The organism is Amycolatopsis sp. NPDC058340 (assembly GCF_042723975.1).
Lineage (GTDB): Bacteria > Actinomycetota > Actinomycetes > Mycobacteriales > Pseudonocardiaceae > Amycolatopsis.
Map to the genome: position 1 here is coordinate 54,667 of NZ_JBHXIB010000040.1, position 12,127 is coordinate 66,793.

At 69.6% G+C, this 12,127-nt stretch carries 11 protein-coding genes; 8 read left to right on the plus strand and 3 right to left on the minus strand.

The window, feature by feature from the left end:
* Nucleotides 1-155: 155 nt before the first annotated feature.
* Nucleotides 156-911, minus strand: a complete 756-nt coding sequence (locus ACFWIW_RS31705) for a GntR family transcriptional regulator (protein ID WP_005160527.1) — start codon at nt 909-911, stop codon at nt 156-158.
* 140 nt (nt 912-1,051) lie between these two features.
* Here ACFWIW_RS31705 and ACFWIW_RS31710 point away from each other — a divergent pair, with 140 nt between their 5' ends.
* Both ACFWIW_RS31710 and ACFWIW_RS31715 read left to right on the plus strand, forming a co-directional pair.
* Nucleotides 1,052-2,095 (plus strand): SIS domain-containing protein, encoded by a 1,044-nt coding sequence (locus ACFWIW_RS31710; protein WP_037336305.1) that lies wholly within the window; start codon nt 1,052-1,054, stop codon nt 2,093-2,095.
* Nucleotides 2,092-3,039: an N-acetylglucosamine kinase gene (locus ACFWIW_RS31715; protein ID WP_378371845.1), complete on the plus strand. Its 948-nt coding sequence runs from the start codon at nt 2,092-2,094 to the stop codon at nt 3,037-3,039. The genes ACFWIW_RS31710 and ACFWIW_RS31715 overlap by 4 nt, the downstream gene beginning before the upstream one ends.
* Before the next feature lie 108 nt (nt 3,040-3,147).
* Here the strand turns inward: ACFWIW_RS31715 and ACFWIW_RS31720 are convergent, their stop codons facing one another.
* On the minus strand, nt 3,148-3,831 hold the full coding sequence (locus ACFWIW_RS31720) for a DUF3159 domain-containing protein (RefSeq protein ID WP_378371846.1): 684 nt from the start codon (nt 3,829-3,831) through the stop codon (nt 3,148-3,150).
* A 273-nt stretch (nt 3,832-4,104) separates the two neighbouring features.
* Between ACFWIW_RS31720 and ACFWIW_RS31725 the strand changes: the two genes are divergently transcribed.
* The 6 genes from ACFWIW_RS31725 (at nt 4,105) to ACFWIW_RS31750 (ending at nt 8,624) form a co-directional block, all read left to right on the plus strand.
* Nucleotides 4,105-4,944 (plus strand): SGNH/GDSL hydrolase family protein, encoded by an 840-nt coding sequence (locus tag ACFWIW_RS31725; RefSeq protein WP_378371847.1) that lies wholly within the window; start codon nt 4,105-4,107, stop codon nt 4,942-4,944.
* 245 nt (nt 4,945-5,189) lie between these two features.
* Nucleotides 5,190-5,909 (plus strand): cell envelope biogenesis protein OmpA, encoded by a 720-nt coding sequence (locus ACFWIW_RS31730; RefSeq protein WP_378371848.1) that lies wholly within the window; start codon nt 5,190-5,192, stop codon nt 5,907-5,909.
* Nucleotides 5,910-5,916: 7 nt separating this feature from the next.
* Nucleotides 5,917-6,363 (plus strand): hypothetical protein, encoded by a 447-nt coding sequence (locus ACFWIW_RS31735; protein ID WP_378371849.1) that lies wholly within the window; start codon nt 5,917-5,919, stop codon nt 6,361-6,363.
* A 91-nt stretch (nt 6,364-6,454) separates the two neighbouring features.
* Complete coding sequence (locus ACFWIW_RS31740; protein ID WP_016337641.1) at nt 6,455-6,931, plus strand: DUF6932 family protein; 477 nt, start codon at nt 6,455-6,457, stop codon at nt 6,929-6,931.
* Nucleotides 6,928-7,812 carry a hypothetical protein gene (locus ACFWIW_RS31745; RefSeq protein ID WP_037335497.1) on the plus strand — a complete coding sequence of 295 codons (885 nt, stop codon included), beginning with the start codon at nt 6,928-6,930 and terminating at the stop codon, nt 7,810-7,812. The genes ACFWIW_RS31740 and ACFWIW_RS31745 overlap by 4 nt, the downstream gene beginning before the upstream one ends.
* 161 nt (nt 7,813-7,973) lie before the next feature.
* Nucleotides 7,974-8,624: a DUF4190 domain-containing protein gene (locus ACFWIW_RS31750; protein ID WP_378371850.1), complete on the plus strand. Its 651-nt coding sequence runs from the start codon at nt 7,974-7,976 to the stop codon at nt 8,622-8,624.
* A 293-nt stretch (nt 8,625-8,917) separates the two neighbouring features.
* Here ACFWIW_RS31750 and ACFWIW_RS31755 read toward each other — a convergent pair whose 3' ends face one another.
* Nucleotides 8,918-11,707 (minus strand): BTAD domain-containing putative transcriptional regulator, encoded by a 2,790-nt coding sequence (locus tag ACFWIW_RS31755; RefSeq protein ID WP_378371851.1) that lies wholly within the window; start codon nt 11,705-11,707, stop codon nt 8,918-8,920.
* Nucleotides 11,708-12,127: the final 420 nt, after the last annotated feature.

The window sequence follows — 12,127 nt, forward strand, 5'->3', positions numbered from 1 at the left end:
AAGGCGACCAAATCCACGGAACCGGGAGACCTGACTCTCCGACGCGCGCCAGCGCGAAGGGGAGTCCGCACAGCGCGCGCCCTCTTTCGGCCGAAGGCCACGGAAACGTTTTGCAGGGCGCCCGCGCCCTGCGAAACGTTTCCGTCAGCGCGCGCTCAAGGAAGCAGCGTGGTGACGAACTTGTAACGGTCGCCCCGGTAGATCGCGCGCGCGAACTCGACCGGTTTTCCGTCGGTGGCGAAGGAATGCCTCGAAAGGAGCAACATCGGCATTCCGACGTCGGCGCCGAGCATCTCCGCCTCGTGCGGTCCGGCGAGGGCGGTCTCGATGGTTTCCTCGGCCCTTTCGAGCTCGACGCCGTAGTGCTCCCTCAACACGGCGTACAGGGAGCCACCTGCGGAAACGTGTTTGCGCAAACCGCGGAACCGGCCGAGCGGGAGATGCGTGGTCTCGAGGGCCATCGGCTGCGAATCGGCGAGCCGGAGGCGGCGAAGGCGAAGAATCTTCGCACCCACCCGGATTCCGAGCAGTTTCGCCAGATCGGCTTCGACGGGCAGTTCGTCGATCTCCAGGAGCTTGGAAGAAGGCTTGAGTCCCTGCTTGCGCATGTCCTCGGTGTAGGACGACAACTGCAGGCGCTGCGCGAGTTTCGGCTCGGCGGCGAAGGTGCCCTTGCCCTGCACGCGGTGGAGCCTGCCCTCGGCCGTGAGGTCGGCGAGCGCCTGCCGGACGGTGGTGCGCGAAACGGTGAATTCCCCCGCCAGTGCCCGTTCCGTCGGAATCGGCGAGCCCGGGGGCAGCGCGTCGAGCAGATCGAGCAGATGCTGTTTCAGCGCCCAGTACTTGGGTTCGCGCTGTCCGCGCATCCCTGCCGTAGCGCCCGCCTCACTCGCGGTGGTTGTCTCCAACATGACCGACTCCCTAAGCCTTCCCACTCGAACGCGCACCGTCCCCGCTAGGAAACGTACCCTTCTCCACAAACGTCCATTCGGGCTAGCATTGGTCTAGACCTACTCGGGGGACGAAGTACGTCCCGGTGGAAGGGAACGAGATGACCGAACAGCGCCCCGGCGAGCACATGGCCGCGGAGATCTCCCAGCAACCCGCCATTCTGGCAGGAATCGTGGAGCGACAGGCCGAAATCGCCGAGGTGGCCGAAGCCATCTCCAAGCGCCCGCCCAGGTTCGCACTCCTCGCCGCCCGCGGCTCCAGCGACCACGCCGCCCTGTATGCGAAGTACCTGATCGAAGTACTCCTCGGTCTCCCCTGCGGTCTCGTCTCACCCTCCACCGCGACTTTGTACGGCGCCCGTCCCGATCTGCGGGACGTTCTCTTCATCACAGTAAGCCAAAGCGGCGGTTCCCCGGATCTCATCGAGGTCACCGAAACCGCGCGTCGCCAGGGAGCGCTGACCGTCTCGGTCACCAACACCCCGGAATCCCCGCTGCGCGCCGCCGCCGAACTCGGCGTCGACATCGGCGCGGGACTGGAAAAGGCCGTGGCCGCCACCAAGACCTACTCGGCCACCTTGCTTTCGCTTTACCTTCTGATCGACGCGGTCCGCGGCGGCAAGGGCGAAGACGCGGAGAAGCTGGGCGAGCTCGCACAGCAGACCCTCGACGGCTCCGTCGAAGGCGTGCAGCGCGCGGTGGACCGGTACCGCTTCGTCGACCGGGTGCTCACCACCGGCCGCGGCTACTCCTACGCCTCGGCGCTGGAAGGTTCCTTGAAGCTGGCGGAAACCAGCTACCTCGCCGCCCGCGCGTACAGCGGCGCGGACCTGTTGCACGGCCCGGTCGCCGCGGTCGACGGCGAGACCGCCGTGCTGGCCGTGACGAGCCAGGGCCACGGAGTGGGCGCGATGCAGGAGGTCCTCGAGGCCGTCGGCAAACGCGGCGCGGACGTGCTCGCGGTCGGTTCGGCTTCGGCCGACGTCCCCGCGGCGCTGCGGATCGGCGTCGCGCCGTCCGCCGAAGAGGTCGCCCCGATCCTGGAGATCCTGCCGATCCAGCGGATCGCGCTCGGTCTTTCGCTGGCGCGCGGCGGTGACCCGGACAGCCCGCGCGGGCTGCTCAAGGTGACCAAGACCCGGTGAATCACGTCATCGGTGTGGACGCCGGGGGCACGTCGACGCGAGCGATCGCCGTCGACGCCTCCGGCGCCGTCCTCGGTACCGGACGCGCGGGCGGCGCGAACCCCAATTCCCATCCGCCGGCGGAAGCCGCCGCGCGGATCGCGAGCGCGATCACCGGCGCGCTTGGCGGGCTCGATCCGGCCGCGACGGCGGCGTGCGTCGTCGGCATGGCGGGCGTCAGCAAGCTGAGCGATCCGTCGATCGCGGAGATCTTCGAAGCCGCTTGGAAGGACGCGGGGATCGGTCCGGTGCGGACGGTCCCCGATCCGGAGGTCGCCTACGCGTCGGCGACTTCTTCCCCGGACGGTTCGGTTCTCGTGGCGGGCACCGGGTCGATCGCGGGCCGGATCCGCGGCAGGCGGATGGTCTCCACCGCCGGCGGCTACGGCTGGTTGCTCGGTGACGAAGGTTCGGCCTTTTGGCTCGGCCGTGAAGCCGTTCGCTCCACTTTGGATGTTCTGGGCCGCGGCGGCGAACCCGGTCCGCTCGCGCGCGCCGTGCTCTCCGAAGCGCTCGGACCGTCCGCAGTGGACCCAGCGGCCGGAGCCTCGCTGTGGCGCGCGCTCATCACGAGCGCCAATTCCGAAGCGCCGATCCGGCTCGCCAGATTCGCCCCGTTCGTCAGCGAGGCCTACCGCGAAGGCGACCCGGCTGCCGACGAGATCATCAGCCGCGCGGCGACCCTGTTGGTGACGAACGTCATGACCACGCGGGATCCCGGGGAGACGACGCCGATCGTCCTGGTGGGCGGCGTGCTGTCGCCGGAGGGCCCGGTCGGGGCGAAGGTCCGCGCCGAACTCGACGGCATCGAGGTCCTGACCAGCACCGACGGCGTCCTCGGAGCCGCTTGGCTGGCCGCCGTCGACGCCTACGGGGAAGGGGCCCCGCGACCGGTGTCATCCTGAAAAAACACCCGGGACAAGCCCGAAAAGACCAAACCATCGACTCCGGGGCCGAACTCCGGGTACCGTAGGACCCGGCCCCCGGACCCTCCCCCCTCGCCGGGGGCCGCCTTATGTCCTCGGCAGCCCACCAGGCTCGGAATCCGAGGGATCCTCGTTCTCCTCCACCACTCGCAGGCCGGGATGGTCCGGCGGCAGCGTGCGGTACAGCACCCAGCCGCTCACCGCGACCGTCACCGCGACCAACGGCCAGGAGAGCACCGTCCGCGCGATGCCGAGCGCGACCACCTGCCCGCTCCACCACAGCGAGCCGTACACGGCGACCCGCAAGGTGTACTGCAGGAAGACCCACACCCAGCTCGCCCGCGAATAGGCGCGCAGCAACGCGGGATCGCGGCGCCAGCGGGTCTTCTGCCCGATGACGAGCCCGACCACGACGCCGAGCAGCGGCCACCGGACCACGATGCTGGCCGCCCACAACAGCGCGCTGGCCACATTGGACAGCAGCTGGATGAGGAAGAAGTCTTCGGCGCGGCCGGTGTGCAGCGCGATCAGCGCGGCGGCGATCACCGCGGCGAGGCTCACCACGACCGCGCGGGCCTTGTCGCCCCGGGCGACCCGGTACCCGCCGAGCAGCACCGCCACTCCGATGGCCGCCCCGGCGCCCCAGGCGATCGACTGGCCGGCGATCAGCCAGCCCAGGACGAAGGCCGCGGGCGGAATGCTCGCGTCGATGGCGCCACGCCGCCCGCCGAGGATCTGGGCGAGCGACTCGCGCGGGGGTCGTGAGGTCACCCTTACAGCCTGCCGGATCTATGAGCCCGAACACCCGGGCGGGGAGACGTTCGCCACATACCGTGTCCGGTTTACGCCCACTTGAGGGGAATCTCCGCAGTCCAGGAGTGTACATCCCGGTAATGGAGATGCATGGACGTCCGACAAAATAAGAGACTGTGTCAACGGGCTGAACCACGGGTTTCGGCCAGGTGGGATTGCAGGGGCGCTCTCAGCTGTTAGTTGTGGTGTACAAGTACCAACCGGGGGCACACGGACGGAAGGGGACCCAACGTGTACGGATTCGACAGCTATGTGGCGATCGGTGACAGCTTCACCGAAGGACTGAACGACGACCTGCCCGACGGTACCTTCAGGGGTTGGGCGGACAGGCTGGCGGAGATCCTCGCCGAAGGCAGGCCGGACTTCCAGTACGCGAACCTCGCCCTCCGCGGGAAGATGCTCGACGAGATCCTCGAAGAGCAGCTGCCCATCGCCCTCGAAGTGAAGCCCGACCTGGTCACCTTGTGCGCGGGCGGCAACGACATCATCGTGCCCGGCGCGGACGTGGACGCCGTCGCCGCGCGGCTGGAGGCGGGGGTCGCCAAGCTGCGCGAGGCCGGGATCCCGGTGCTCATCTTCAACGGGCCGGACACCAAGTACCTGTCCGTGATGCACGTCCTCCGGGGGAAGGTCGGCATCTACAACGCGCATCTGTGGGCGATCGCCGACCGGCACGGCGCCAAGATGGTCGACATGTGGGCGATGGCCCCGCTGCACGACCGCCGCGCCTGGAGCGACGACCGGCTGCACTTCACCCCCGAGGCCCACCGGCGGATCGCGCTGCGCGCGGCCGAGGTCCTCGGCGTCCCGGTCGCCGACGACTGGCGTGAGCCGTGGCCGGCGTCCGAGGAGCCGAGTACCTGGATCACCTCCCGCCGCTCGGACCTCGAATGGACGAAGGCGCACCTGCTGCCGTGGATCCGGCGTCAGCTCAAGGGCGAATCCATGGGCGACGGCCTGTCCCCGAAGCGCCCCGCTCTCGCACCGCTGCTCCCGCTGGAGCAGATCGAGCCGACGGGCGTCGCGCTCCCGGCCAAGGATCTGCGGGAGATCCACCACCACGCGAGCTGAACGCCCGCAAGTCCGTGAAGGCCTCCTTGAGGGACTCTGGGTCCCTCAAGGAGGCCTTCACGGACTTCAGGGGCGCCGATCGATGTCACCCAGAAGGGTCATGTGCCGACCACGGCGAGGCAGGCTGCCGGCCCGGGCCGCGGCCGACGTCGCAGGCCAGACCGGGTGCGCGGCGCCTCGCGGGGAGCGCGGTACGTGCGGAAAGCCGGTTCGCCAACCGGACGAACGCGGCTTACAGTCCCTTCATGCCCGGTACACGCTGGAGCCGCTTGCTGCCTACAGCGCTGCTGGTCACGCTCGCCTTGACGGCGATCACCGTCTGGTCGGCCTCGGACGACATCGAGGCCGAGCTGGCGGCACGCGCCAAGGACGCGCTCGCCGACGTCGGCGTCTCCGGCGGCCAGGTGAGCTTCTCCGGCCGCGACGCCAACCTCACCGGTTTCCCGCCGGACAAGGCCGCGCAGGCGATCGACGCCATCCAGCGGATCGACGGCGTCCGGACGGTCGAGATCTCCGGTGACACCGCCCCGCCCGCGGGCCCGGTGACGACCAGCGGCGAGCCGTCGGGCCCGCCCGCCCCGCCGAGCCCGTCGCCAAGCCCGCCGCCGACCTCGGCCAAGCCGACCGACAAGGCCGGGTTCCAGGCCGAGATCGACCGCCTGCTGGCGGCCACGCCGATCACCTTCGAACCGGACACCACCGAACTCACCGCGGACGGCGAACGCGGCGCGCTGGAGATCGCGAAGCTGCTCACGGACGCGCCCCGCGAGCTGCGGTTCCGGATCACCGGGTCGGTCGCGACCGGTTCGGATCGCAAACTCGCGCTGAACCGGGCGCTGACCGTGGAGCGGTTGCTGGAGCGCAACGGGGTCAAACGCGACCAGGCGTACTCCACCCAGCGCAAGAACTCCGACGGCGCGAGCGGCGAGGGCCGCCGCGTCGACATCACGGCGGAACAGAGGTGATGGCCTGATGCTCTGGCTCTTCGGGCAGATCTGGCTCTGGCTGCTCATCTCGTTCGCCCTCGGCTGCGGTGTCACCTGGCTGCTGATGCGCGGCGAACGACGCGAGCGGCCCGCGGCGGAACCGGCGGCCCACGAGCCGGCGCGCGCCACCGGGGTCCCGGTCCCGCACGAACCGGACCCCGAACCCGTGCCCGAGCTGCTCTCCACCGAACGGACGCAGTTCCTCCCGCCCGCACGGATCCAGGACGACGACGAGCCGTACGACCAGGAGGCGGAAGGCCACCGCGAGGGTCAGCTGATCCCGGAACCGGTGCGGGCCTACCACCCCGAGCAGCCGGAACCGGCCGCCCGCAACGGCGAGGGCGGGCACGAACCGGAACCGGTCTGGCCGAGCGACGAGGACTGGCCACCCGCGGGTCACACCCCCGGGCACCGGCCGGGGCAGGGCGGCTGACACTCGCCTGGTAAATTCGGCTACGCACTGTGAGCGGGACGCCGGGTACGTTTCTTCGATCGGGAGCTCCGGCACACGAAGGAGGCTCCGATTGGCGCTCCCCTATTGGACGCCGCACAACCTGCTGCCTCCTGGCCGCCATCCCGCCGATCTGGCCGATGTCTACGAGCGGCTGGTCTTCGACGCGCCGCACCAGAACGACCGTGAAATCCTGTTCAGCGCGCTGAACAGTTACCTTGGCGTCGCCCGGCGGATCATGCCGACCGGCCGTGCGTGGATCGGCGGCGATCTGACCGCCAGGACCCCGCATCCGCCGCGCGGGCTCGACGTGGTGCTGATCCCGGACGAATGGGGCGCGCTCAAACGGCTCGACGACGCGGGCCGCTCGGCGCTGTACGGGCTGCTGACGCTGCGCGGGGTCATCGTCGGCCAGCCCGCGATGTATCTGGACCAGGTCCAGCCCGTCGGCGGCATGCTCGACGGTTTCCTCTGCCGCCCCGGCGACGAGGAGATCTGGGAAGAAGTGTGGGCATCGGGTGGCAGGGGAATTCCGGAAGTGATCTGGTGAGGAACGAATTCCGGCGTATCGCCGACGAGATCCCCGGCGGCACCTGGCTCGACGACCTCGCCCGCGCGTCGGCGATGGCCGCGTACGCGAAGTTCGAGCGGACGTCGCGCTCGCCGCTGCTTCGCGTGTCCGTGATCGGCGAGTCGCATCTGGACGCGTACACCTTCTCCGACATCAGCCGCGCGTTGCAGGACGCGACGGCCAAGATCGGGCACATCATCCGCAATCCGTCGGGCGAGGTGACCTTCGTCCAGCCCGCGGACCGGGAGAAGGCCCCGCTGATCCAGCGCGGCCAGGCCGGCAACGCGATCTTCTTCGGCTTCCCCGAACCGGCGCTCGACGACGCGCTCATCCACGACGGGATCGAGTCGCTGTCCGAACGCGCGGTCAAGGAACTGTGCGATTTCCTGCCTGCCAACGGCTCCGACGACGGCGCGCTGGACGCGGTGCTGCTGCAGCGCGACACCGTCCGCAACGCGGTCAGCGACATCGTCAACGCGGTCAGCAAGCACGCCGGGATCGGGATGGCGCTGACGCCGACGTCCGGCGACGAACTGACCCGCAGCATGACCACCGAGCAGGCGAGGATCCTGTCCGGGAGCCTGCGCGAATCGCGCGAGGCCGTCGGCTACGAGACGGTCAGCGGCAGGCTGGACGGTGTCCGCACCCGGCGCCGGATCTTCTATCTCGAACGCGAATCGGGCGGCACGATCCAGGGCGCGGTGGCGCCGGATCTGCTCGACGAGATCAAGGAGAACCTGGACCGGCCGGTGACCGCGCGGCTGCGCGTCGTGCGCACCACGACCATCGACGGCCGCCGCGGCCGCCCGGTGCACGAACTGCTGGAGATCACCCCGGAAGTCAGCCTGTTCGATCAGTGATCGGGTTTCCGACAATCGGCGGTGCCACAATTCTCGTCAGAAAATGTCGATAACCGCTTGATCATCGTGGAACGATGACTTTTTCCGGCAGGTAACAATTTCGGCCATTGCCCCGAACGATGGGTTAACGTCTTCGGACGGAAGCCTCCGAAAGGGCATGTATGCCGACCGATCCACCTCTCCCGCACCCGCCTGCCACTCGCTACGGCCCAGGGTTCGCCGCGCACGGAACACGGCACCGCAAACCCAAGAACGGCCTGGTCATCGCGGGTTTCCTGGTTGGAATCGCGGCGCTCGGGGTCGCCTTCGTCCCGGTCGCCGGGATCGCCGCCTGGCCGCTCGCCGTGATCGGAATGATTCTTTCCGTGATCGGTTTGACCAAAATCAAGAAGGGCGAAGCGGACAAGAAGGGAATGGGGATCGCGGGGCTCGCGCTTTCGATCACCGCTCTGCTGGCCGCGGGCGGGTTACTGGTCTACACCAGTTTCTTCGCCACCGGCGAGTCGGGGTTGCACATCCCGGCCGTCGCCGGGGACAAGAACACCGTCGAGTTCGTCGTGAGCGCCTCGGGCGGCGCGACCATCCGGTTCGGCTCGCTCAACGACCAGCGGACCGAGACGACCCCCGCCAGCACCGACGAATGGCGCGGTACGGCGTCCTTCAACTCCGGCGACTACCTGCTCACCGTCACCGCGGACACCCGGAACTCGTCGGTCAGCAACCAGATCGCCTGCTCGATCCTGGTCAACGGCCAGAAGGTGGCGGAGAACAAGGGGCAGACCATCGCCCTGTGCACCGCCGGCACCGGCTGACCCCTGCGTCTCAACCTCTGCGTTTCGTCCTCTGAACGCGGTACTTGCACGCGCAAGGGCCGCATTCAGAGGACGAAACGCGGCGGTGGCCGCCTGGCGGCCGGCCGGTATCGCCCCCACCTCCACCGGCCGGACCGCCACGAGCCGCTCCTGGCGGCTCTTCGGACCGGCCCGGAAAGGGCCCGCCCGGGCGCCGATCCCTACCGCATGCCCCTCCCCTAGGGCTCGATCGGCGCCGAATCGGACCCTACGCGCGTCAGCGGCGAGGCCACTAAGAATCCGCTAAGGATCACTCACGGACTTTCGCCGAGGTCCGTGAGTTCCGCACGGACCAATCCCGCCAGCTTCGGATTGGCGTCCGCGAGGATCTTCAGCGCGAGCGCGAATTGCTCGCGGGCACCGGCCACATCCGAGCCTGCCCGCAGCACCCTGCCCAAGGTCAGCCGCAGAACGCCTTCCTGCAGGACGAACCGCCTGCTGATCGTCAGGTCGACGGCCTCCCAGACGTACCGTTCGGCCGCGGCGAGTTCGCCGATCCGCATGCTCAATTCGGCCAGATTGTTCAGCGAGACGACGACGTAGCTGTCGTCGCCGAGGGTCCGGTCGATTTCCAGCGACGCGATCTGGTGCCCGATCGCCTCGATGAACCGCCCGGCCCGCTTTTCCGCCTCGGCGCAGTTGTTGAGCGCCTGTCCGCGCAATTCGAGGTCGCCGGTCCGCTCGGTCTCCTCGATCGCCCGCCGCAACGTCGCGATGGCGTCGTCGTACCGGCCGAGCAGGGTCAGGGCGGAGCCGAGGTGGATGTTCGCCGAGACCATCAGCCGGTCGTCGCCGATCGCGCTCGCGAGTTCCAGCGCGCGTTCGGCGTCGGCGAGGCATCCCTGCGGCAGCTCGAAGGTGAGCGCGATGGCGCACCGGGAGATCAGCATCCAGCACCGGCCGAGGACGTCACCGGACCGTTCGGCGGCCTCCAGCCCGATCCCGACCAGCCGCGTCCACTCGTCCAGCAGCGGGTACACCGCGCGATAGGTGTGCGCGACCCTGGCCAGCCGCCACACGTCGTCGTGCCGTCCGGCGGCGCGGGCGGCTTCGAGGACTTCGATCAGGTTCTCCCATTCCGCGGTGAACCAGTCCTGTGCCTCGTCGAACGAACCGATCGGCGGTGTCTGCGCGTCGCTGAGCACGTCGGTGAAATCGAGGGGGTCGACGATGCGCAGCATCTTGCGCCGGGCCCGGTCGGCGACGGCCTGATAGAACCGCACCGACCGCGTCAGGACGTCTTCCCGGTCGGCCTCGTCGAGCTCGTTCTCCGCCAGTTCGCGAAGGAACAGCCGGACCAGGTCGTGCGGGACGAAGGAATCGCGGCCGGTTTCGGCGAGCAGGTTGTGCGCGGCGAGCACCCGCAGATGCCGCCGTGCCTCGGCGACGGTGATCCCGCCGATCGCGGCTGTCAGATGCGAACCGGCCGATACGCATTGGACGACGCCGAGCCGCAGGAACGTGTTCGCGACCTCGGCGGGGAGCCCGCGGAACGAGACGTCGAACGCCGCACGGACCCCGTCGTCGGGCCCTTCGACGTCGAGCGCGGCCAGCCTGGTCCGCTCGTTGCCGAGTTCGTCGACCAGATCCTGCGCGGACCACTGCGCGCTGGCGGCGAGCCGGGCTCCCGCGATCCGCAACGCCAGCGGGAGATAACCGCACAGCCGGGCGAGCGCGTGGTTGAGGTCGTAGCCGGCGGGCCCGGCGAGCTCCTCGATCAGCCGGACGGCGTCGCCGGGCGCGAGCGTGCCGAGCACCCGCAGTTTGGCGGCGTTGGACACGGCGAGCCCGTCGAGGCGGGAACGGCTGGTCACCAAGGCCATCGACCGCGAACCGGGCGGCAGCAACGGCCGGACCTGCTCGGCGGAGCGGGCGTTGTCGAGGATCACCAGCATCCGGCGGCCGGCGATCATCGACCGGTAGAGGGCGACGCGTTCGTGGACCTGCTCCGGGACGCCCTCGGCCGGGACGCCGAGCCCGAGCAGGAACTGGGTGAGCAGCTCCGCGGGCTCCAGCGGCGGATGATGCGGGTCGAAACCACGCAGCGAGGCGAACAGAATGCCGTCGGGGAAGCGGCGGGCCGCGCGATGCGCCCACCACACCACCAGGCTGCTCTTGCCGATCCCGGCGGTGCCGGTGACCACGCCGACCGCGGTCTCGCCCGCTTCGGCCCGCTCGGCGAGCTCGTCGAGCCAGGCCAGATCCGCCTCGCGTCCGGCGAGGTTCGGCACGGCGGGCGGCAGCTGCTGGACGGGCGCCGCCTCGGGCTTCGGCTCCGCGACGACCTTGACCGGCAGATCGTCGTTGAGGACGCGTTCGTGCAGCCACCGCAGGTCCGCGCCCGGTTCGACGCCGAGGGTGCGCAGGGTCGCCCGGGACACCGTGCGATAGAGCTCGAGCGCGTCGCCGCGGCGTCCGGCGTGATACAGCGCGCGCATCAGCTGCCCTGCCGTGCGCTCGGCGAGCGGCGTGGCCCGGACCAGCGGGCTGAGCTCGACGATCAGTTCCGCGTGCCTGCCGAGTTCGAGATCCGCGTCGACCCTGGCGCCGTGGACGGCGAGCCGCAGATCCTCCAGTTCGGGAGCGCGGACCGAACCCGGCACGCCGGCCAGCGCGGGCCCCTGCCACAGCGCGAGGGCCTCCGCCAGCAGCTCGGACGCCTTTTCCGGCTCCTCCGTCGAGGCCCGCTCCAGCAGCGACCGGGCGCGGTGGACGTCGATCCGGTCGGGCTCGACGGTGAGCTGATAGCCGGGCGGCGCGGTGAGGATCCGGGCGCCGCGCGGATGATCGCCCTGGATCTCCCGGAGCACGCGGCGCAGATGCGAGACGTTGCCGTGGACGATCGTGCGGGCGGTGGCGGGCGGATCGTGGCCCCAGAGCGCGTCGATGATCTCGTCGAGCGCGACGACCTTGTTGACCTTCAGCGCCAGCAGCGCGAGCAGGCCGCGGACGCCGGGACCGCCGACGGGAACCGGCCGATCGCCGTCGAGGAGGCGCACGGGACCGAGGAGCTGGAAGCGGGCAGGGGAACCGCTTTCGCCCATGACAAGCCCCCCTCCCTCCGATCTCTCCCCTTACCGGAGTAGCCAACCTACCGCGCGGAGAGCCCGCCAACCAGGACAGTCGAGGCCGTGAGGGCCTCCTTCCCTACTTTCAGGGTAGGGAAGGAGGCCCTCACGGCCTGGCCGATCCGGACAAATGCCCCAGATGGCTTCTGTCCACTATGGACTTTCGGCGGTTGTGGTACATGAAGGCCCCCTACCTGTAGTTGGCAAAGCGTGAAGGCCCCCTTTCCTCGGCTGAGCCGAGGGAAGGGGGCCTTCACGCGCGGCCGCTGTGACTACTGGCGCCAGTGGGGCACGTGTGGCGGGCCGCAAGTCCGTGAAGGCCTCCTTGAGGGACCCAGAGTCCCTAAAGGAGGCCTTCACGGACCGAGCCTTGACCGCGGAGACGAAAAAAGGCTC

What these genes read in the sequence shown, in the direction of transcription:
- ACFWIW_RS31735 (WP_378371849.1), top strand. Translation starts at nt 5,917, where the DNA reads ATGCTCTGGCTCTTCGGGCAGATCTGGCTCTGGCTGCTCATCTCGTTC.
- ACFWIW_RS31755 (WP_378371851.1), bottom strand. Translation starts at nt 11,707, where the DNA reads ATGGGCGAAAGCGGTTCCCCTGCCCGCTTCCAGCTCCTCGGTCCCGTG.
- ACFWIW_RS31730 (WP_378371848.1), top strand. Translation starts at nt 5,190, where the DNA reads ATGCCCGGTACACGCTGGAGCCGCTTGCTGCCTACAGCGCTGCTGGTC.
- ACFWIW_RS31710 (WP_037336305.1), top strand. Translation starts at nt 1,052, where the DNA reads ATGACCGAACAGCGCCCCGGCGAGCACATGGCCGCGGAGATCTCCCAG.
- ACFWIW_RS31705 (WP_005160527.1), bottom strand. Translation starts at nt 911, where the DNA reads ATGTTGGAGACAACCACCGCGAGTGAGGCGGGCGCTACGGCAGGGATG.
- ACFWIW_RS31750 (WP_378371850.1), top strand. Translation starts at nt 7,974, where the DNA reads ATGCCGACCGATCCACCTCTCCCGCACCCGCCTGCCACTCGCTACGGC.